We start from the raw sequence: 21,573 nt of genomic DNA, 5'->3' as shown, positions 1-21,573 counted from the left end.
AGATAAAAAAGGAGTTTTGCACCGTTGTCAGAGAGTTAGAAATATGTTGCAGACTGTCAATCAAGTGTTAACCTAATTTACAGTAAGTACTTCATAAAGAAGTGACAGATAAATTGTAATTAAAAGTACTAGTAATAGTGCTTTTTTATTTTTGTGTACCGAATTTAAGAGCATAAGGAGGCTTTTGGAGATAAAATCAGACTGTTTCCTTAATATTCATAAGAGGACTTCTCAATATTTTTTCGATATTTATAGTAGAATAGAGAGAGGAATTTCGCAAACCACACCATAAAAAAAGAAAAGTAAACTTTTTAAAGGTTTACGCCCTAGAGATGAGGGAGGTGCACATATGCAAAAAATGAAAACAAACAAAAACGAAGTGCTTAAAGAGTTGGCACAGTTGAAGCGTGACGAGCTTTTTGAACGTTTAAACACGAGCTTTACGGGTTTGAACGCTGAACAGGCTGAGGAACGTTTAGACGAATATGGACCGAACGTGGTTGCGAGTCAGCAACCCATTCCCTGGTATATCATACTGCTTCATGCTTTTAAAAATCCTTTTGTTCTTGTCCTTGCTTTTTTAGCAGCTGTTTCGGCATTGACAGGAGATATGGAGGGGGCACTTTATATGTTGCTCATGATTACCGTATCTGCTGGTGTAAGTTTTGTGCAGGAATACAAATCACAAAAGGCTTCAATTGCTCTGCGTGAGATGATTGAGAACACTACAAATGTTAAGCGCGGAGCGGAGAGTTTTGAAATCCCCATGGATGAAGTTGTCCCAGGAGATATCATTCAGCTTCAAACGGGAGATATGATTCCAGCGGATGCTATTCTTCTCTCACACCGTGACCTCTTTATCAATCAAGCCTCTTTAACCGGTGAATCTTTCCCTGTGGAGAAGCGTTTACCCGAAGATTTAGATGAAGACGAGCAAATTGACTGGAAAGTAATCTCTGCGCTTGATGCGCCCAATGTTCTCTTTATGGGGACCGATGTCTTATCAGGAAATGGAGAGATTTTAATCGTTAAAACTGGTGCTTCAACTATGTTTGGCGATATTGCCAGTAAGGCAACTACTACAAAGGTTGAATCATCCTTTGATAAAGGTTTGAGCCGTGTGAGCCGCATGCTTTTGACCATGGTTGCTATCATGTTTCCTATCGTATTAATTTTGAACTGGGTAACTAAGGGAGATTTTGAAACATCATTCTTCTTTGCAATCGCTGTAGCTGTCGGTCTTACACCCGAAATGCTGCCAATGATTGTCAATGCCAACTTGGCTAAAGGCGCAGTAGCACTCAGTAAAGAAAAAGTTATTGTCAAAAATTTATCGGCTATTCAAAATCTCGGCTCAATGGATATCCTCTGTACAGACAAGACAGGTACGATTACAGAAGACCGTGTCGTCATGGTTGAATATGTAAACTCACGTGGCAATAAGGCAGATGAAGTATTAAATTCAGCCTTTATCAATTCTAACTTCCAAACTGGCTGGAAAAATCTGATGGACGTTGCTGTGATTGACTATTTCAAAAAACTAGGACGCGAATTGCCCGATGAAAATATTACAAAAGTTGATGAGATACCTTTTGATTTCTCACGCCGTCTTTTGTCTGTCGTTGTGAAAACTGACAATAAAAACTTGATGGTCACAAAAGGCGCAGTTGAGGAGATGCAAGCCATCTGTACGCATGTGATGGAAGACGGGAAACGTGTTGAAATTACGGAAGAGCGTTTAGCAGAGATGAAAGAAGTTAACCGTGAAATGAATATGCAAGGCATGCGTGTTCTCACCATTGCGGAGCGAATCATTTCAGATGAAGAACTCGAAGATTTTGATGCTGCCAGTGAGCGTGATATGACCCTTGTCGGTTTTATCGGTTTCCTTGATCCAGCCAAAGAATCTGCAGCAAAAGCAATCCATAGTTTACAAAATCACGGTGTAACTGTAAAAGTGTTGACAGGTGATAACGCCATTGTCGCGCAAAAGGTTTGTGAAGATGTTGGAATTCCAGTTGACCGTTATTGTATCGGAAGTGAGATTGATCTTATGGATGATGAGGAACTGTTCAACACGGCTATGGAAGTGCATCTTTTTGCAAAATTAAATCCAATGCAAAAAGCACGTATTATTGAGCTTATCCGTAAGGTTCATACTGTCGGCTTTATGGGAGATGGAATAAATGACGCCCCAAGTTTACGTGCGGCAGATATCGGGATTTCAGTTGACACTGCAGCCGACATCACTAAAGATGCCTCAAATATTATCCTACTCGAGAAAAGTTTACAGGTCTTGGAAACTGGTGTAACTGAAGGACGTAAAGTCTTTACAAACATGATGAAGTATATTCGTATCACTTTGTCTTCAAACTTTGGGAATGTCTTTTCCGTTTTGGTGGCCAGCGCCTTTTTGCCTTTCTTGCCCATGCTCAGTTTACAAATCTTAACTTTGAATCTGATTTATGACATGAGTCAACTTTCAATCCCTTGGGATAATGTTGACGAAGAAGACATTGCTCGTCCAGTGAAATGGAAAACTAAAGGTCTTGCCCGTTTTGCATTTATTGTTGGACCCGTGTCTTCTATCTTTGACATCATCACTTTCCTTGTATTGTGGTATGTCTTTGGCTTTAATACAGTTGCCCATGCTAACCTTTTCCAAGCAGGTTGGTTCGTAGTTAGCTTAGGCACACAAGCTTTGGCTTTCCATATCTTGCGTACCAAAAAAGTCCCCTTCTTACAAAGTAAGCCTTCGTTGCCGGTTATCCTTTCCACAATTGGCGCATTCGTCGTTGGCTTTACATTGATTTTAAGTTCATATGGATCAATTATTGATTTGGCACACTTGCCTGTTCAATTCTTCTTCTACTGGTTCATCATTATCCTTGCTTACCTCTTGTCTTTACAGATTGTCAAAAATTTATATTATAAGAGCTACAACTAGCAAAAGAGGCTAGGAAAAAAGTCCAAAATAATGGAAAATCGCTCAATCACGGTCATTAAGAATGTCGTGGTTGAGCGATTTTGATTTTTTAGTTTTGGACCTTTGTCCCAGACTCTTTTATTATTCTTTATCTTCAAAATGTTTGACCAGTTGGCCAGTAACATCTGTTTCGAGCATCCGATGGATTTGGCGAATCGTTGAAACGATAGCTTCAGGGCTAGAATTACCGTGGGCTTTGATAACTGGTGCTTTGACACCTACTAAAGCTGCACCGCCTGCGCTATCTGTACTCATCGTATCTTTGAGCTTGCTGAGTTCCTTTTTCACAAGAGCACCACCGATTTTAGTGATAAAGCCTCCATTCATGATGCCGTTTTTAATTTGGCGCATCAGAACACTTGCGGTACCTTCAATGGCTTTAAGCACAGCGTTTCCCGTGAAACCATCAGCGACAACGACATCAGCTGCTCCAGTCAAGATGTCACGCGATTCAATATTACCAATGAAATTAATATCTTCAATATCTGAGAGCAAAGCGTGTGCTTCTTTGATCATTGTGGATCCTTTAGATTCTTCAGCACCGTTGGAGAGAAGAGCTACACGAGGATTTTTAACACCACGTACATTGGCTGCATAGTAGCTTCCTAAAACAGCGAAGTCAGCCAGATGTTCAGGTTTATTTTCAGCGTTAGCACCTAAATCTAACATATCAAAGCCTGTAGCATCTGCAGTAGGGAGGGTACTCATAAGCGCAGGACGGTCGATTTGTTTGATACGGCCGACAATAAATAAGCCAGCAGCAAGTAGAGCTCCGGTATTTCCAGCGGAAAGAACAGCATCAGCTTCACCATCTTTGACTGCTTTAACCGCACGGACGAGAGAGCTATCTTTTTTCTTGCGAATGGCTTTTACTGGCTCATCGTGGAAGTCGATAAGCTCAGTTGTTGCGATGATTTTTACATTTTTTTCATCTTCTAGATGTGCTTTAATAGCCTCAGGTTCTCCGTAGAGCTGAAACTCAATATTTGGAAATTCTTTTTTTGCTAAATTGATTCCTTTAACGATTGACTCGGGTGCAAAGTCGCCACCCATAGCATCAATTGCGATTCTCATAGTTTATCCTCCGATAATTTCTCTGTTCAATTATAACGAAAATCTCTTGTTTTAGCCAATATTGATTGAGGTTGAAAACACTCAAAAGAGTATGAGACACGGCTCATACTCTTGATTAATGTGTCAAAATAGCCTCAAGCTCACTCAAGACAGCCGCATCACGATTGTGACCGATAACCTTATCGGAAATTTGTAATACCTCAGGAATAGCATTCTCAACAGCAATAGCGGTACCTGCTAATTCTAACATCTCTAAGTCGTTGCTTTGATCGCCAAAGGCTGTAAGTGCCTCCGGACTTGATTGGAGGTGTGTGAGTAAGTGAGAGAGACCTGTTGCCTTGCTGATTCCTGCGGACATGATGTCAATAGAACGGAAACCAGTCGTTGTTGCACGAATATCAGTCATTTGTGCATTTATCCAGTCTTCACATTCACGGATTTTTTCTGGTGGAAACTCCACACAGACTTTTAAGATTTCATCTTCGATATCATGGACGGATTTTACTAATTTCAAATCAGAATAATAAATATTGGCAAATTCGACAAATTGCGGATCAGCGGTTTGAAGGGCATAAGCACCATTCAGTCCTGAAAAGAGAACAACATCACGGTGCATATGAGGATTTTGACGGACAAGATCAACGAGTTTGTTGGCTTTATCTTGTCCTAAAATGCTGCTGTAGAGAATCTCGCCTTGGTATTTAACCAGTGCGCCGTTTTCCGCACAGAAGGCGACTTGATCTTGGAACTCGTCAAAGAGCTCTTCTAAAGCCAAGAGTTGACGACCACTTGCTGCACAAAAAAGATAGTTTCTCTTTTTAAATTCTTTTAAGATATCACGTAGACGACTTTTATCGTAGGAACGGTTCTCATCGAGAAAAGTGCCATCCATATCTGTCGCAAATACTTTTAATTGCTTATTCATTTTGTCCCCTTACCAAAAATACTCCGCTTCAAGATAATCTTGGCGGAGCAACAATTTTTTCTTTTGAAGTTTATCTTAGTCTTCAGACCAAAGTTTTTTAACTTTAGCTTGGACTTCATCATTAGCCAAGAAGTCATCGTAAGTTTCTCCGATACGGTCGATGACACCGTTCTTAGAAATAACGACGATGTGGTTTGCTAATGTATTGATAAATTCATGGTCATGTGAAGCAAAGATAATGCTGCCTTTGAATTTTTTCAGTCCATCATTAAGTGCTGAAATTGATTCCAAATCCAAGTGATTGGTTGGATCATCAAGAACTAAAACATTTGCACGCTGTAACATCATTTTAGAAAGCATGACACGAACTTTTTCCCCCCCTGAAAGGACAGAAACAGATTTGAGTGATTCTTCCCCTTTAAAGAGCATACGCCCCAAGAAACCACGGAGATAAGTATTATCGTCTTCTTCTTTAGTCAAGACAAATTGGCGAAGCCAGTCCAAGATAGACTCGTCTGTCGCAAAATCACGGCTGTTGTCTTTTGGAAGGTAAGAACGTGATGAAGTTACCCCCCATTTAATTTCACCTGTATATTCGATATCGCCCATCAAGGCACGAATCAAAGCAGTCGTTTGGATGTCATTTTGACCGATAAAGGCAGTTTTGTCACCAGGTGCCAAGATGAAGCTGATGTTGTCGATGACTTTTTCGCCATCGATTTCCACAGATAAGTTTTCAACGCGGAGCAGGTCATTTCCGATTTCGCGCTCTTGCTCAAAACCTATAAATGGATATTTACGTGAAGAAGGGACAAAAGTTTCAACTTCAATTTTATCCAACATTTTCTTACGTGATGTCGCTTGTTTTGACTTCGAAGCGTTGGCAGAGAAGCGGGCGATAAAGTCTTGCAATTCCTTGATTTTTTCTTCGGCTTTACGGTTGGCATCGTTTTGGAGGCGGAGGGCAAGTTCAGAAGATTCTTTCCAAAAATCGTAGTTACCAGGGTAAAGTTTGATTTTACCGTAATCAAGGTCTGCCATGTATGTACATACGTTATTGAGGAAGTGACGGTCGTGAGAGACGACAATAACTGTATTTTCAAAATTAATCAAAAATTCTTCCAACCAGCTGATCGCTTGGATATCCAAACCATTGGTTGGCTCGTCTAAGAGAAGAACATCCGGCTTACCGAAAAGAGCGCGTGCCAGAAGGACTTTAACGTGTTCGCCAGCTGTCAAATTCGCCATGAGGTCATAGTGTTGTTCAGTCTTAATGCCTAAGCTTTGAAGGAGTTGAGCGGCTTCGGCTTCGGCTTCATAACCGCCCATTTCACCAAATTCTGCTTCGAGTTCAGCAGCACGCATCCCATCTTCGTCAGAAAAGTTTTCTTTCATATAGATGGCATTCTTTTCTTGGGCGATGGCATAAAGTTTTTCGTTACCCATCATGACAACATCAAGCGGTGTTTGATCTTCATAGTCATAGTGATTTTGACGAAGGACAGACATACGCTCGTTCGGTCCCATTGAAACGTGACCAGTTGTGGGTTGGATCTCACCGTCCAAGATTTTTAAGAAAGTTGATTTACCGGCACCGTTGGCACCGATCAAACCATAGCAGTTTCCTGCCGTAAACTTAATGTTAACGTCATCAAAAAGCTTGCGGTCAGAAAATTGTAATGAAACATCAGAAACTGTAAGCATGGATATATTTTTCTCCTAGGATATATTGGTTTATAAAAGTTAACTTTTATAAAGGTATCGCCTTATTCTATCATATTTTCAGTCTTTTTGAAACAGCGTAATTTGGGAGAAAGTCCACATTTAGTTTTATTTCAGTGTGGCTTTAGCCTAGCTTAAGTCGTGTCCATTATAATATCCTTATTCCAATAAAATTTTTCATAAAACCTACTCCTAAAAAGCAAAGAGTGTTTCGGACTTCCCGAAGCATTTTTTGTTATAATGAAGCAGAAATGGATATCGAATATTACAAAGACCTTGCGCTCCAAAAAAAGAAGGAGCATAAAAAGTTTTTAGGAACATTGAAGAAAAAAGCACCTAAAAATCTAGATTACATCGTCAAGGAAACTCATGAAGAAGTTTTTTCTGAAATAGATTGCACGGCTTGTGCAAATTGCTGTAAGAGCTTAGGCCCACTTTTTACAGAAGCCGATATTACCCGCATCTCGAAGTACCTTCGCATGAAAGCCGCCGATTTTGAAGCCCAATATCTACGGGTAGATGAAGATGGTGACAAAGTTTTTCAAACGATGCCCTGCCCTTTCCTTGGCAGTGATAACCTCTGTAGCATTTATGAAGTACGTCCCAAAGCTTGCCGTGAATTTCCCCATACAGATAGGAAAAAGATTTATCAAATCAATCATCTGACTTTAAAAAATACAGTGACCTGCCCGGCTGCCTATCTTTTTGTAGAAAGACTACGGAAGAAAATAGAGTAAAAAAGTCTCAGTTGGAGTCTTTTTTATTTGACCTTGACCTTAGGTCAAGATATATAATGAATTTATAAGCTGAAAGGAGGCCTATGAAAAACATAAAAAGCGTCACAAAAATGACTGGTTTAACCTCTAAAACTTTACGGTACTGGGAAGCTGTTGGACTTCTGGAGCCCCAAAGGGATGAGAACGATTATCGTTTATATTCTGATACAGATATTGCGCGTATATTTTATATCATGAGTTTACGAGAATTTGATCTTCCTCTCGAGCGGATTAAAGCTGTGTTGTCGGAAGGATTAAATGAAAAGGAAGCTTTGAGTCAACATCTAAAGCGGTTGAATGAACAAATGAGTCGTTTGGAAAAATTGGTGGAACATTTATCATTGAAGTTAGATAAAGGAGAATATCACATGAATGAAAAAGATTTTGAACTGTTAAAAAGTAAACAACTTAAAGAAAATGAAGAAAAATACGGGAGTGAAATCCGGCAAAAATGGGGCGATGAGCGCGTGGAACAATCCTATAAAAAATATGCTCAAGCCGATCAAGAGAAGATTAAGCACTGGCAAGAATCTCATGCTCAAGTCGTGCAAATGTTAGAAAAGGCTTATGAAACGCAGGATGAAGACTTGGCAGACCAAGCTATTCTCCTCCACAAGGAAATCTTGGAACTTTTTTGGCCAGAAGAAACGATCAGTCCAGAAGCACATATCAATCTGGGACAGATGTATGTAGCAGACGAACGTTTTCGAGCGAATTATAACCAAAAACACGAGCAGTTGCCTGAGTACTTTCTTCAGGCTATCCAAAACCACTATAAATAATAAAAAATACACAGAATTTTGTCTGTGTATTTTTTATTGTGTTAGATGGTTGTAACCTCGATGAATTGAGTGAAAGCTAACACATCTTCTTGACAAATTTTACCTGATTCTTCATGTTGGGCATTAGACATCCCGCAAGCCATAGCGTACTTCAGCATTTGCTTAGTATCGAAGTTTTGCTCCAAGGCATAAGCAAAGCCCCCAACCGTTGCATCTCCTGAACCCGTTGTGCTCTTGATTTCAATTTTGGGGATGCGGACATCATAGTAAATATCATTAATTCGACATACGGCGCCTTGTTCGCCAAGAGAAGCAATGACAAATTTAATCCCATCAAAACAAGAGTGGTGCAGAGCTTCTAAAGCCTCTTTTTTTGTTGTGATTTTCTTTCCAACAAAATCTCCGAGTTCATGTTTGTTTGGCTTAATGAAGTCCGGAGTGACAGAGTTGTCCTTAAGGAGGCAAGTAAGTTTTTCGCCAGAGATATCGACTAAAATCGGAATTTCTACCTCTAGATTATCTTTCAAATGTTGAATCATTTTTGGGAAAAGGAAAGCATCAGTAGAGTTAGCAGAACCACAAATACAAATAGCGTTCACAGGCTTTTCTTTCGAAATATGGAGCACTTTTTCAAGGAGCTCTTGAATATTTGTATCATCCAGTTTCGGTCCTTCCTCTACAATCTCGGTATGCTTGCCTTCATCGTGCATGATGGTTACAGCATGACGTGTTTCTCCGGAAACCTGATTCATTTGAATATTGAATAACTTTTCTTCTTCTAGAAGAAGCTGTGTCAAATCTCCAATTTTTCCGCCGATAAATCCAGTCAAAGTTACATCAGAACCAGAAAGAGCTGCGGCACGTCCAGCATTAATCCCTTTACCTCCGATATTAATCGTTGGTGTCTTTGTTCGATTTAATTGTCCAAGCTTGAAAGTATTGGTGAGATAAGTGATATCAACGGAAGGGTTCATTGTTATCGTGATAATCAAATTTTTTCTACCTCTTTCGTAATAATCTTGGTGTATTGTCCGTACTCTTTACGTTGTGCTTCGGTAATTTTATCATCTGTAATGAGATAGTCCGCTAAATTAGCCTCTGCTTATTTTTTTAGAGAAGAGGAGTTAGAAAAGGTTTGAACATGGTTAAAGCAGTTGTTTTTGATATGGATGATACGATTTTTTACCCGCAGCTTCCTTTTGAAAGAGCATTAAAGGCAATTTGTCCTCTTTATGCAGGGGACGTCGCGGAAACTTATCGTTTGTTTCGTAGAGTTTCAGATAAAGAATTTAAGCGCGTGCTAAGAGGAGAATGTGACACCTTAACCTTTCAAAAAATACGCTTTAAAAAGACGATGGCACAGTGTGCTTATGAGGCGGTTACGGATGAACAAGCAGATGATTTTCAGAGCAGCTATTAAAGGAGCAAGAAAAGATAGAGATGTTGGTGGGGATAAAAGAGACCTTTGATTATCTAAAAGCACGCAACATTAGTGGAAAAAGATTGAGTATTTAAAGCTGAGAGAATATATAGAAGAAGATCACATCCTTGTTTCACAAGAAACAGGCTTTGCTAAACCGGATAAAGAAGTTTTTGATTTGATGGCAGAAAGACTTGGATTAACTGCTGCTGATTTACTCTATGTTGGTGACAACTATCAGACCGATATTTTTGGAGGGCTGCAGAGTGGTTGGAGGACGATTTGGATTAATCATAAACAGGAGGATGTCTCTGCTTTCGGAGAGTTTTCAACAGCTTTTGTGATTGCTTCTCATGAAGAATTATTAACCACCATCGAGCAACTAATTCCATGAAAATCCAAGCAGATAAAAAGCCTCAACTGAGGCTTTTTATTAATGGAAGATGTGACTCTTTTGCGCCATCTCTGAGATTTTCTTTGATGTTTTTTCCAGATGAGGGAAGAGCACAAGCCCTGCCACTAAGAAAACAAAGGCAACAGCAACGAGGATAATAATGTCAAGCCAAGCATTTGGCCAATAAATCCCGCCAGCTGATTCGCGTAACAAGTTAACCGCATGAGTAAATGGCAGATAAGGGTTGATGGCTTGGAAGAATTTACCAGAGACTTGAATAGGGTAATTTCCTCCCCCACCAGATATGGAAAGAACCAAGATGATAATGGCAATTCCTTTACCGATGTTTCCGAACAGTGCCACCAGAACGTAAACCATTATCATAAAGGCTATAGCAATCAGTAAGGCAAATAAGACACTATAAACGGGATTATGAACATCTACACCAAGACCAAAATAGTTCCCTAAGGTAACAATCAGCGCTTGGCCAATTCCCATCACGATAAAAGTTAGCATTCGCGCAGCAAACTGTTCGCGCTTGGAGTAAAGTTTTTTATCTCTTCCCTTTAAGTAAAACTCTGTTACAGCAACACTGGAGAAGAGAACAGCTCCCACCCATAAACACAGCGCAGTGTAGAAAGGTGTACTTGCTGAACCATTGTTTGCAATCGGATATATTGCATTTTCTTGAAGCTCAACAGGCTGTGCGAGGAAGTCGCTTTCTTTAATCGCATCTAGTTTCAAAAGTTTTACAATTTCGCCAAGATTGACCTCTTTTTCTCCTTTGTGTATAGCATCAGCGGCTTTACGGATTCCGGTTTTGATACTTGGCCAGTCATTAATGATGAGGTCATTTGCTTGAGCTAAAGCTTTTTCAAGATCAGGCATTTTTTCATTGATTGTTCCCAAGGTTTCGGTGAGTTCCTTGCGAATAGCTGGGTAATCGTTTTTGATAAAGTCGGCAGCCTTATCAAGCTTTTGCTCAACAAGTGGCAGTTCATTTTGATAAAGTGAAGCCCCTTTGTTGATGGCATTGATGATTGTGGCCATGTTGCCGTTGAGCATGAGGTTAGCGTTGTGAACTTCTTGTTTGATTGCGGGCAACTCTTTTTGATACTTTTCAAGTAAAGCAATGGCATTCGAAACAGTCTTACCTGTAGAGTTGAGCAAGGATTCAAAATCAATAGCTTGGGCTTTGGTTAAGAGACCTTGGGCAGTTTTAATGGTTGCGATGAGTTGTGTAAGAATTTTATTAAGTGATGTACTTACTGCATTGACATCAATGTTGTCAATAAGAGCAGAGAGGTTATTGGCCAGCGTTTCAATTTCACTCAGAGCCTGATCAATATCTATTGCTTCACCATTTGCAATAGCTGTTTTTAAAGTTTCTAATCTACCATCAAGTTTTATCAGCGCCTCAGAATACGCATTAAGTTTTTGAATTGCGCTATCGAAATTATGATTTCCAGTACTTGCCTGTGCATTTTCTAGAAAGGTGATGAGGTTTTTGATGATATTTTCTTGTTGTTGAATATTATCTTGGAAATTTTGAATAGCAGCTATTTTTTCCTCGGGGCTGAGATGATTATTGCTCAAGGCTGCTCTTATTGCTTTCACATATGAAGAAGTAGAGTGGGCAAAATTTTGCAGAGCTTTCAAAGTTATATCAAGGCTGTTTGTAATGCTCGGCAAGGCGTTTTGGAGCTGAGTTGCACCGTCCAAAGTAGTAGAAGCTAACTCATTAGCTTGGTTGCCAAGTTTACGAATATCTGGCAAGGCAGTTTGGACTTGCTGGATGATGGTTAGGCCTTGTTTGGCTTCTTGAATACCTTCATTCATTGTTTGTTCAACAGAAGCAAAGTCATTGTCAATCATTGCAATCTGTTTCCCGGCATTTTGAATCTCAGGTATTTTTTCTTGCAGTGTCATGATGATGGAAAGCTGGTTTTTGATCATGGGCATACTGTCATCCAGTTGCACAACCTTTTGACCGAGCGCATCAACTTCAGGCAAGTAGTCAATAAAGTCGTTTGCCTTGTCAAGCTTAGCTTTTAAATCAGGCATCTTATTATGTAAGTCAACCACTTGCTGTGTATACTGATCAATTGTGCCTAAATTATCATTGGTTGATAAAATGATACTCTTTATCTTTTGGATGCTGACCATGTTTTTATCAATGTCGTATCCGATATCATTGAAGGTTTTGAGCAGGGTGCTGCTTGCTGTCTTAATGAATTCTTCGGAAATCTGACTTTGTAAAGAAGTCGCACCTTTCGAAGTAATTTTCGGGGCAATGGCATTTATTTTTTCATTGATAGAGTAAACAATTTTAGGCTTATGGATATCCCCGGTGGTAAAGCTGAGCAGATTTTTTGAAAAATCCTCTGGCAGATAGATACCCGCGTAGTATTTGCCAGACTTAACCCCTTTATCTAACTCTTGTTTAGAGTCGACAAATTTCCAGCCGAGCTGCTTATTCTTTTTTAGGTTTTTCAGGACTTCATCACCAATATTGATTGACTTGTCCTGAAATTTTTCTGTTCGGTCATCACTATAAACCGCGATTGGAAGCTGTGAAGTATTCGCATAAGGATCCCAAAGGGCTTTAATATTAAACCAAGCGTATAAAGATGGGATAAACATCAAAGCAAGAACTAAAAAAATTGCTATTGGATTTTTAAAGATACGCTTCCAATCTAGAATAAATAGTTTCCCAGTATTTTTTATATGTTTCACATATTCTCCTCTTTTAGTAAATCTAAGGCAGTTTAAATTCTTGTTATCAGCTGATTAGAGCCATCAACAGTGCGGAAATTTGTTCGGGTGTTTCTTTCCGTTTGCGACGAATCCAAGCTTGAGTTAAACCGAAAATAGCATTGGCATAGTAGGTTGTCATATAGATACTCTCCAATTTGTCTAGTTTTTCCCGCTTAGGATTATGAGGTAAGATAGAACGCGCCAAAATATTTTTCAGTTGGGCCTGCATGAACTGATGGATTTCTTTGCTGCCATTTTCTGAAAATAAAGCAGCATAAATTTCATTATTATCAAGAAACTCATAAGTTTCTAGCATTGTTTTATAAAGATCACCATTGTTTTTTTCGAAAACATATTCGATTGTGTTAAATAAAGTTTTTTGGTACTGATCAATCATGTCGTACTTGTCTTGATAATGCGTATAAAAGCCACTGCGACTGACCTTAGCTACCTTCACAAGTTCAGTTGTTGTGATGTGGTCAAAGGGTTTTTCTTGCAAAAGCTGAGTTATTGCATCACGAAGTCGTGCTTTTGTACGTTCTTTTCTATTCTCCATAACTCCTCCTTTATCTATTGTTAAAACATAAAGAGAACATGCTGTCTATAATAATCAAAGATATTCATTACAAGTCCCATTGAGCTTACGGTATGCAATTATAGCACAAAATGGACGTTGTGTCTATAATTTGGCGTTTTAATTTTCAGCCTTCTGAGCTGAATCAGTACCTCTGATTTTAAGATATGATGCAGATAAAAAACGGTCCAATCCTTAAATTACACGGTTTAAGGATGATTTTTTGCTGAAATATTTTTTTGAGGACATGCCATCTTCCGTACGAGTATATGACTTTTTGACATCTTTTTGTAAACAAAATAGAATAATATTTTAACCGAAAAGTAACAAATTGTTGACAAGTGTAATTTGTTGTGTTAAACTATCATTCAGGTGAGAAAGCGCCTACATTTTGCACAGAGGCAAATCTCACACACCATCGCCTAATAGGTGAACCATTATTATTTGAAGGAGGCCTTATTATGGGACAAATTTCCGTAACGCCTGAAGAACTCAAACAAGAAGCACAAGTTTATATTCGCTCTAAAGATGCGATTGAAGCAGCCATTCAAGAGGTGAATCGCATGAACGACATCATTGCCCAGCAATGGAAAGGGCAAGCCTTTCAGTCTTATTTGGAACAGTACAATCAGCTTTATCAAAACGTTCAAAAATTTGAAGAGTTGCTTGAAAATATCAACCAACAGCTCAATAAATACGCAGATACTGTTGCTGAGCGTGATGCGCAAGATGCGCAAAGCTTTGGCTTCTAAGCATTTTCTTAAGGGCACCTTGTGGCGCCTTTTTATATTGATAGGACTAAAGATGAAATACAACAGAATAGTTTTAATATTTCTTTTCTTGCTTCTGAGTCACCCAGTTTCTGCACAGGCTGATGGTCGTCTGGTCTTGGATACTTCTGTACTTACAAATCAGAAGTCTACAGGAACAGGGACCAGTCGTTTTGAGATTCGGGGGCGGATTTTCTCTGAGGCCTTGAATAAAAGGGTCGAGGCTCAGAAAAAGCAGTCTGAAACGGTCAGTCAAAGCCATAAAAGGATAGATTTCACAAAGACCCATACCGCCCCGCTTTACACCAGGGATTTTAAAGCCCTCAAAAGTGGACTTTTTAAAGATTATACAGGCAGCCAAATTGCTTCGAAAGAACAAGGGAATCACTCTGAAAACCAGGCCCTTTGGCTACTTTTATTTGCGGCCTTACCACTACTGGTCCTGACCTACTTTGTGGCCAAAGGCTTTAGGAGAAAGAGATATGAACAAGCACATCGCGATTAGCTTAGAATGGATGCACAAGCAGGTGGACGTGCTGGTGCCAGGAAACATAACGCCCAATCGCTTGGTAGAACTTTTGACAGAGACATTTGTTGCAAGAGGTCAAGTCTTGCCTGAAAAGTGGCACTTTAGGGTCAAGGGAAAACCCCTACCTCTGTCGTCTGGCCGAACCTTGGAAGAATTGCAAGTAAGCACTGGAGATATTTTCCAGATTATAGCAGGAGAAAATTATGAAATGTTTTGACGGACAAACGACATTAGAATTCGACACAAGCCAAAGCACTTGGCGCATCTTTTTTACAGGGGCACAAGTGGCTCCCATTGATTTAGACTTCATCCAGCAGAAGGTTCAACTTGAGAAATCTCAGGATGAACGTTTTGCTTACAGTGTAAACTATCAAGTCCCGGCATCTACACAGACTCTAAGTGCACTTATCAAGGATACGCAAGAGGAATTAAGTCGTCTGGCTCTTGCTATAAACTTGAGAGAACTCACAGGTGAGTGGGCGGAGTTTCAGGTTCCTTTTGTGCACCCAGAAAATATTATCCTCAAAGACGGCCATTTAAGCTTTGTACATAAGGGGTTTGAAAGCAGTCTTGCGCCAATGGCAAATGATACAGGACTTTTTCTCACACAGTATAAGGCTTTGGTTTTTGCGGTGCTGTACCCTAAAACTTCATTTGAAGCCTTTTTAGGGGCTGAAAACAGTCTGAAAGACAAGTTTTCAGCCGCCCTTGCTCGCAGTGAACACATTGAAGACATTCAAAACATCCTTCAAGCACGATACAAGAAGGTGCAGACCACCGAAGCGCAAAGTCTGACCAAGGTCTCCAAAGTCCGTTATGGCATCTTCAAATATGGTGGCTCTTTAGCCTTGCTTGCGGCTCTTGTTCTTGCGTTCATCACTTATATTGATAAAACAACGACTTTGCCTAAGGCGGAAGCAGTGCAAAGTGCCCAGGCCAGCTTTATTACCCAGCATTATGATCAAGCACTTCTAGCGCTTGAAAAATATGAGCCCCAGGACTTATCAAAGGAGGCAAGATTCGTTTTAGCTGCTGCCTCAGTTAACCTGGCCCACTTGACCACGGCGCAAAAGACAGCGGTCCTGAACACGATTGCGCCAAGTACAGATGATAATACATTGGACTTCTGGATCTACCAAGGACGTGGTGCCTTTGAAAAGTCTCTGGATTTGGCAAAAAATATCGGGGATAACCAGTTGACCCTCCTTGCCTATACGGACCTTTATGAGGCCACAAAGCTTGACAAGAAAATGAAGGGGACAGAAAAGCAAAAACGCTTGGAAGACTACGAGAAGCAAATTCAAGAATTAAGCAAGGCATTGGAGTAAACAGATGAAAGATTTATTTGACACAGCTCCCCAGACTCAGAAGAATCAGAACTTTTTGGATGAAGGGGCGCATCCAGAAGCCCTCCTTTATGCGGTCTATGTTCTTAAAACGCGACTTGAGCGACTGACCCTCAGCCAGTCGCATCTCTACGACAGCTATGAGGAGGTAGCGGTTGGTCTCATGGGAGAGGAGCTGATGATTGGCGGTTCGCGTGCAGCGCATGGCCGATTTCAACTTGAAAATGATGCGAGAGAATTTTTCGTTTTGGATGCCAGACAGCTGCATACACACTTTTTACGCTTGGACAAAGGGGATTTTATCATCAGTAATACGCACAGAAATTGTGCGATTCAGACCCAAGATGCCTCAACCATCGTCATTGATCATCGAGATTCTAAAAACCCTCAGGTCTTGCTTAAGCCAGAAGGGGATTTCCTCTATTTCAAAAACCAAAAAGTTACTCACCCTATAGGTTTCAAGTGGGAGGTGGGAGATCAGTTGCTCACCCCTGAGCTGATGATTGAGCGCAGACCTGCACAGTGGAAAGTGACGGTCTTTACAGATAAGGTCATTTTTAAACCGCAAAATTTCCTAGAGGTGCGTAGAAAACTGGAAAAACCACAAGATTTTCCAGAATATCGCCGTTCTCCCCGCTTGAACCTTGAAGTCCCAGAAGACAAGTTTTCTTATCAAAAGATGGATGCAGCAGAAGAAAGCACAAAAAACGGCTTAGTCAAAACGATTTTGGCCCCCTTGATTACTCTGGGTGGGATGGCTGGTGTTTCGGTGATGACGGGCTCAAACCCTGCCATGCTTTTAGCTACAGGTCTTACAGCTGCCATGACCGGGGTCTTTACCGTTACTCAGTATCGGACAGATAAGAAAGAGCAGAAGGCTAGAGCAGCTGAGCGCGAGGCAAACTATCAGTCCTATGTGACCAAGACAACGAGCGAAATCGCCCGCAAACACCGCAAGGAAAATCAAGTCCTCCATTACCAGCAACCCAGCCCCACTCAACTTTTAGACAAGATTGAGCAGTATGATGCCAGACTTTACGAGCGTATGGTCAATCATAAGGATTTCCTGCAGGTATCTCTTGGTACAGGGACACGCCTGTCTCGTCTTAAGGTGAGTTCAGATTATACCCCACGTGATGAGGACGAATGGGCCAAGCATGTCAAGGGCTTAGTGACACACTTTAGCCAACAAAAAGAAGTGCCCATCCCCTTAGACTTGTACAGGCAAAGTCTGGGTCTTGTGGGGAATTATGAGGACTTAAAAAGAACCGTATCGCATCTGCTCTTACAAATGGCTTTCTTTCATTCTTACCGTGATGTGAATTTCATCAGTCTAGTGCCAGAAAGCGACTATGAAGGTTATTGGAAGCAATGGCGCTTTGTGCCTCACTTCAAGATGGCAGCCATCAACACACGGGGGCTGGTCCACAATGCTAAATCTCGTGATATGATTCTCTCAAGTTTCTATCAACTTTTGAAGGTCCGAAAACAAGAGCTGGAAGCGGCAGGTCGCGAGAAACCGACCTTTCTCCCGCACTTTGTCTTCACAGTCTTTGAGGATGCCTATCTGGCTGGTCACGGGCTCAACGCATTCTTGGCTGAGGATATGAGTGATTTGGGGGTCACAGTTATTTGGTCCAAGGAAGATAAAAAACTTCTGCCAGAAACAGTGACAGCCTTGGTTGAAATCAAAAATCAGACGGCTGGCATTTTGGTTCAAAGCAATGGGAAAATCATGGAACAGCTCTTCAAACCTTATCCAGAAGTAGAGGATAAGGAAGGCTACGAGATTCTGCTTCGCCAGCTGGGCGCTTTGACTCATATGGAAGTAGAGAAAAATGCCATTCCGGAGCGCTTGTCCTTGTTAGAACAGTACATGGTTGAGCGCACAGAGGAGTTGAATATCTCAGAGCGCTGGGCTCAAGCGCAGCCCAATAAGTCCATTCAATCGATGATTGGTTGGAAGGGAGCTCGCGAGCCTTCTTACTGGGACTTACACGAACAAGTCCATGGTCCACACGCCATCGTGGGTGGAACATCGGGCTCTGGAAAATCAGAGTTCTTGACCACCTACTTGATGGGGCTGGCCATTAACTTCAGTCCGGAAGATATTGGCATGCTTATCATCGACTGGAAGGGCGGCGGGATTGCCCATACACTGTCTGACCTGCCTCACTTCATGGGTGCTATCACTAATCTGGACGGGGCAGGAACAGCTCGGGCTTTGGCTTCTATCAATGCCGAGCTGAAAAAACGTCAAGCCCTCTTCAACACCTATGGCGTGAATAATATCAACGGCTACATGAAGCTCTACCGTGAACGCCATCATCCGCGGGAAGGCGTGCTTTATCCAAGAGAAGCCCTGCCGCATCTGATCTTGGTTTCGGATGAATTTGCCGAACTGAAAGAAAATGTGCCAGAGTTCTTGACCGAGCTGACCTCTGTGGCTCGTATCGGTCGCTCACTGGGTGTCCATCTTATCCTTGCGACACAGAAACCAGACGGTGTGGTCAATGACCAGATCGATGCCAACTCCAAGTCCAAAGTAGCCCTTAAGATGTCTGATGAGAACAACTCCAGAGCCTTGATAAAAACTGTGGATGCGGCCCATATCAGCACAGCGGGTCGCGGTTATCTGCGTGTGGGTGAGTCTGAGCTTTACGAACTGTTCCAGTCGGGATATGGTGGGGTGGCTTACACTCCTGGTGGAGCTGAGGAAGAGATTAAAGACGAACGGATTTATGCCATCAACGAGTTGGGGCAGGCTGAGCTGCTTTATGATCCGCGAGAGGAAGTGGTGGATCAAGAGAAGGAGAAAGAAGAGCCAGAAAGCCAGCTGAGTGCGGTTATCAAGAGCATTAAGGCTGTCTTTGAGGCTTCTGACTATCAAAAACCCCAGCAGCCTTGGCTGCCTAATCTGCCCGAGAAGATAGCGACACCCATGGTTAAAGTGGGCAATGAAAGAAGGCTCAAGATTCCTCTGGGTCTATTGGATATCCCAAGTGCCCAAAGGCAAGACGTGTACAACTTTGACTTGGACGAGCACTCACACACGGTGATTTTTTCAAGCCCTGGCTTTGGGAAATCGACCACATTACAAACCCTTGTGATGAACTTGGCAAGACAAAACACGCCAGAGCACCTCCACTTCAACCTTCTAGACTTTGGGACAAATGGCTTATTGCCACTTAAAAATCTGCCGCATGTGGCAGATATGGTCATGCTTGAAGAGGAGGAGAAATTATCCAAAATGCTGGGTAGGATCTCGTCTGCCCTTGTGACTCGCAAAGCCCTTTTCAAGGCGGAAGGTGTAGCCAACCTCACGCAGTACGAAAGCAAAACGAAGGAGCAACTGCCCATCCTCGTCAATGTCCTTGATGCTTATGACAACTTAACCCCACAAGACAAGCGCAAGGATGCCATCGATGAGCTGCTTATGCAGGTCTTGCGTGAAGGTCAAGCTCTGGGTATTTATCTTGTGCTTACAGCTGGACGTTATAACGGTATCCGGATGAATATGATGGCTAATATCCAAACTAAACTTGCCCTCTTCCTCAATGAAGATTCAGACCTTGGCAGTATCATTGGCCGTGAGAAACTGGAACAAGTAGAAGTTCAGGGACGCGGGCAAGTTAAGCTGGAACAGGCTTTATCTGTGCAGATTTATCTGCCTGCTCAGGCAGAAAATGAGGCACAACTCTTGGAAATGCTTGAGCATGAGATTAAGCTCATGGATGAAGCGTGGACGGGAGTGAGGCCGGAGAGGATTCCGATGGTAGGAGAACATGTTGACTTTGAACAATTTGAGACTTTTGACAAAGAGAAGTTTTATTTAGGCTTAAATAAGAGTGATGCTCAGCCTGTAACTTTTGAGCTTTTCAAAGGTCAACCCTTAACACTCTTGTCTTCAAATAAAAAGCAAACCTTATTCCTTGGAGAATTCATTGCGGAACAACTTGCGGATTTTGAAGGGGATATTATAAAAATTGATTTTATCGGTAATTTGACCGATGTGCCAAGTTCGCTTGCCATTGGTAAAGAAGAAATTACGAAACAGAGTGTTGATGTTCGAGAAGCATTGGGAGCTTTAACGATATCACAAAAAGAAGAACAAAGAATCGTAATACTGAATGGCCTCTCACAAATTTTGGCTAAACTTCAAGTTACAGCAGAAGCCTTTATTGAGCTTTTAGAGGAGACGAATGAAAATACCCAATATATTCTTTTAGACTTATTCAATAACATTGGTAGTCCTATGAATCTCATGACAAAGGCTATAAAGGAAAATCTACAACATATCCTTTTTGCAGGAGATATGCAAAGTCAAGCTCTGGTAGATTTGAGCATGGAGGAACGTAAGCGAAAATTTGCCTTACAAGAAATGTTCTACCTCAATGATGAAAGTCTAAATATGTTGGTATTGCCAAGGAAAGGAGGTGGAGAAGATGAGTGAACTGCCTCGATTAATTCCCTTAGGTTCAGCAGTTAGGTTGAAAAATGAAGAAGAGGATACGAAAGTTTATGTTGTGATTGGACGCGCTTTTATGGATGCCCAGACATCAGGCTATCAAACAGTTGCCTATCCTCATGGTTATGGTGAGAAATATCGTATTCATGTTTTTAGGGAACAAGAGCTGGAAGTGGTTTTGGAAGGCTACAGTAGTGATAAAGAAGAAGCAGCCTTTATTCAAGAGCGTTTAGCAGAGATGAAAGAACGCCAGAAAAATCCTCCATCTCAGAGCACTTCACATGAAACAGAAGAGAGACAAGAAAAGACTTTAAGCCATGAAGAACGACTTAAAGAAGACCCTTTTTATAAATTTAGGAAAGTAGAGGAGAAATAATGGCAGAATTTAAATCAAGTACAGGAGCGGCTTCTAGAGCTGTTGGCGGTTTTCAGAAAATAAGTTTTTCCCCAGCCCAAGCAAAAGTCAACCGCAGTACAGCTAGGAGTATGAGGAATGGGAAAAAACTTTCGGATAATGTTTATAAAAGCGTTGCGGGCCTCAATAAAAAAATGCTTGAATTAGCAAAAGCTATCCCCGCTTATGCCCAAAAAGTAGAAGCAGATGACCTAAAGGATTCACAGATGATTATGAAAGTTCTTCCGCCTAACTTTGGCTCCTCAAAATCATCATCTATTTTTTAGGAGGACTTGTGATGAGTGAAAAAAAGGTAGAACTTTCTCGAAGTATACAGTCTAAGGAAGAAGAAATTCAAGATTTTAATCGCATCAAGCAGGGATTTTTGGAAGTGGTCTCAGACTTTTCAAGAACAGTCAAGCAAACACAAGAAATCTTGATGGAGAACCATGAAGCCGGGACAGACTCAGACGATTTTGAAGCCAAACAGGCATTTGAAAATGAACAACTCTTCTTCCAAGAAACAATAAAGAAAACGCGAATGTTAGAGGCAGACTTAGAAGAGGAGAGTCAGAAACATCTCCACCAACTTCAAAAAGACTTGGACGATTTGGAAGGACAAAAGCGAAAGGAAGAAACAAATGGGCGCTAAATAT

19 protein-coding genes are annotated in these 21,573 nt (G+C 41.2%); 13 read left to right on the top strand and 6 right to left on the bottom strand.

What is annotated here, in order from left to right; genetic code table 11:
- The first annotated feature begins 349 nt into the window (after window positions 1-349).
- Window positions 350-2,947: a magnesium-translocating P-type ATPase gene (gene mgtA, locus B4H39_RS07825; RefSeq protein ID WP_251420473.1), complete on the top strand. Its 2,598-nt coding sequence runs from the start codon at window positions 350-352 to the stop codon at window positions 2,945-2,947.
- Window positions 2,948-3,067: 120 nt separating this feature from the next.
- On the opposite strand, the gene plsX is transcribed toward mgtA, so the two are convergent.
- From plsX to B4H39_RS07810, 3 genes are all read right to left on the bottom strand, one after another.
- The gene (gene plsX / locus B4H39_RS07820) at window positions 3,068-4,060 is read right to left on the bottom strand and encodes a phosphate acyltransferase PlsX (protein ID WP_202230091.1); all 993 of its coding nucleotides are present in this window, start codon (window positions 4,058-4,060) and stop codon (window positions 3,068-3,070) included.
- Window positions 4,061-4,175: 115 nt separating this feature from the next.
- The gene (locus tag B4H39_RS07815; protein WP_251420470.1) at window positions 4,176-4,985 is read right to left on the bottom strand and encodes a Cof-type HAD-IIB family hydrolase; all 810 of its coding nucleotides are present in this window, start codon (window positions 4,983-4,985) and stop codon (window positions 4,176-4,178) included.
- Window positions 4,986-5,060: 75 nt separating this feature from the next.
- Window positions 5,061-6,689: an ABC-F family ATP-binding cassette domain-containing protein gene (locus B4H39_RS07810; protein WP_202230089.1), complete on the bottom strand. Its 1,629-nt coding sequence runs from the start codon at window positions 6,687-6,689 to the stop codon at window positions 5,061-5,063.
- Window positions 6,690-6,958: 269 nt separating this feature from the next.
- On the opposite strand from B4H39_RS07810, the gene B4H39_RS07805 reads away from it, so the two are divergent.
- Both B4H39_RS07805 and B4H39_RS07800 read left to right on the top strand, forming a co-directional pair.
- Window positions 6,959-7,444 (top strand): YkgJ family cysteine cluster protein, encoded by a 486-nt coding sequence (locus B4H39_RS07805; RefSeq protein ID WP_251420467.1) that lies wholly within the window; start codon window positions 6,959-6,961, stop codon window positions 7,442-7,444.
- Between the two features lie 83 nt (window positions 7,445-7,527).
- Window positions 7,528-8,265, top strand: a complete 738-nt coding sequence (locus B4H39_RS07800; RefSeq protein ID WP_251420464.1) for a MerR family transcriptional regulator — start codon at window positions 7,528-7,530, stop codon at window positions 8,263-8,265.
- A 41-nt stretch (window positions 8,266-8,306) separates the two neighbouring features.
- Here the strand turns inward: B4H39_RS07800 and B4H39_RS07795 are convergent, their stop codons facing one another.
- Entirely contained in the window at window positions 8,307-9,257 is a 951-nt protein-coding gene (locus B4H39_RS07795) for a 1-phosphofructokinase family hexose kinase (RefSeq protein ID WP_251420461.1), read from the bottom strand.
- A gap of 143 nt (window positions 9,258-9,400) precedes the next feature.
- Here B4H39_RS07795 and B4H39_RS07790 point away from each other — a divergent pair, with 143 nt between their 5' ends.
- Together B4H39_RS07790 and B4H39_RS07785 are read left to right on the top strand one after the other, a co-directional pair.
- On the top strand, window positions 9,401-9,685 hold the full coding sequence (locus tag B4H39_RS07790; RefSeq protein ID WP_251420458.1) for a hypothetical protein: 285 nt from the start codon (window positions 9,401-9,403) through the stop codon (window positions 9,683-9,685).
- Window positions 9,686-9,767: 82 nt separating this feature from the next.
- Window positions 9,768-10,079, top strand: coding sequence for an HAD-IA family hydrolase (locus tag B4H39_RS07785; RefSeq protein ID WP_271328105.1), 312 nt, complete (start codon window positions 9,768-9,770; stop codon window positions 10,077-10,079).
- A gap of 39 nt (window positions 10,080-10,118) precedes the next feature.
- Here the strand turns inward: B4H39_RS07785 and B4H39_RS07780 are convergent, their stop codons facing one another.
- Entirely contained in the window at window positions 10,119-12,815 is a 2,697-nt protein-coding gene (locus B4H39_RS07780; protein ID WP_251420455.1) for a YhgE/Pip domain-containing protein, read from the bottom strand.
- A gap of 46 nt (window positions 12,816-12,861) precedes the next feature.
- Complete coding sequence (locus B4H39_RS07775; protein ID WP_202230083.1) at window positions 12,862-13,392, bottom strand: TetR/AcrR family transcriptional regulator; 531 nt, start codon at window positions 13,390-13,392, stop codon at window positions 12,862-12,864.
- Window positions 13,393-13,868: 476 nt separating this feature from the next.
- Between B4H39_RS07775 and B4H39_RS07770 the strand changes: the two genes are divergently transcribed.
- The 8 genes from B4H39_RS07770 to B4H39_RS07735 are packed head-to-tail and all read left to right on the top strand — an operon-like array spanning window position 13,869 to window position 21,569.
- On the top strand, window positions 13,869-14,162 hold the full coding sequence (locus B4H39_RS07770; RefSeq protein WP_202230120.1) for a WXG100 family type VII secretion target: 294 nt from the start codon (window positions 13,869-13,871) through the stop codon (window positions 14,160-14,162).
- 52 nt (window positions 14,163-14,214) lie between these two features.
- Window positions 14,215-14,685 carry a hypothetical protein gene (locus tag B4H39_RS07765; protein ID WP_251420452.1) on the top strand — a complete coding sequence of 157 codons (471 nt, stop codon included), beginning with the start codon at window positions 14,215-14,217 and terminating at the stop codon, window positions 14,683-14,685.
- Window positions 14,663-14,926, top strand: a complete 264-nt coding sequence (locus B4H39_RS07760; protein ID WP_202230081.1) for an EsaB/YukD family protein — start codon at window positions 14,663-14,665, stop codon at window positions 14,924-14,926. Before B4H39_RS07765 ends, B4H39_RS07760 begins: the two co-directional genes overlap by 23 nt.
- Complete coding sequence (gene essB / locus B4H39_RS07755) at window positions 14,913-16,037, top strand: type VII secretion protein EssB (RefSeq protein WP_202230080.1); 1,125 nt, start codon at window positions 14,913-14,915, stop codon at window positions 16,035-16,037. Before B4H39_RS07760 ends, essB begins: the two co-directional genes overlap by 14 nt.
- A gap of 4 nt (window positions 16,038-16,041) precedes the next feature.
- Window positions 16,042-20,508, top strand: a complete 4,467-nt coding sequence (essC, locus tag B4H39_RS07750; RefSeq protein WP_251420449.1) for a type VII secretion protein EssC — start codon at window positions 16,042-16,044, stop codon at window positions 20,506-20,508.
- Entirely contained in the window at window positions 20,501-20,899 is a 399-nt protein-coding gene (locus tag B4H39_RS07745) for a DUF4176 domain-containing protein (protein ID WP_251420447.1), read from the top strand. Before essC ends, B4H39_RS07745 begins: the two co-directional genes overlap by 8 nt.
- Window positions 20,899-21,204: a hypothetical protein gene (locus B4H39_RS07740; RefSeq protein WP_251420445.1), complete on the top strand. Its 306-nt coding sequence runs from the start codon at window positions 20,899-20,901 to the stop codon at window positions 21,202-21,204. Before B4H39_RS07745 ends, B4H39_RS07740 begins: the two co-directional genes overlap by 1 nt.
- Window positions 21,205-21,215: 11 nt before the next feature.
- A complete protein-coding gene (locus tag B4H39_RS07735) occupies window positions 21,216-21,569 on the top strand; it encodes a hypothetical protein (protein ID WP_251420442.1) in 354 nt (117 codons plus the stop codon).
- The last annotated feature ends 4 nt before the right edge of the window (window positions 21,570-21,573 follow it).

The sequence above is a fragment of the Lactococcus sp. UBA7128 genome (assembly GCF_002492185.1).
Lineage (GTDB): Bacteria > Bacillota > Bacilli > Lactobacillales > Streptococcaceae > Lactococcus > Lactococcus muris.
This window is presented reverse-complemented; position numbering and strand designations above follow the sequence as displayed.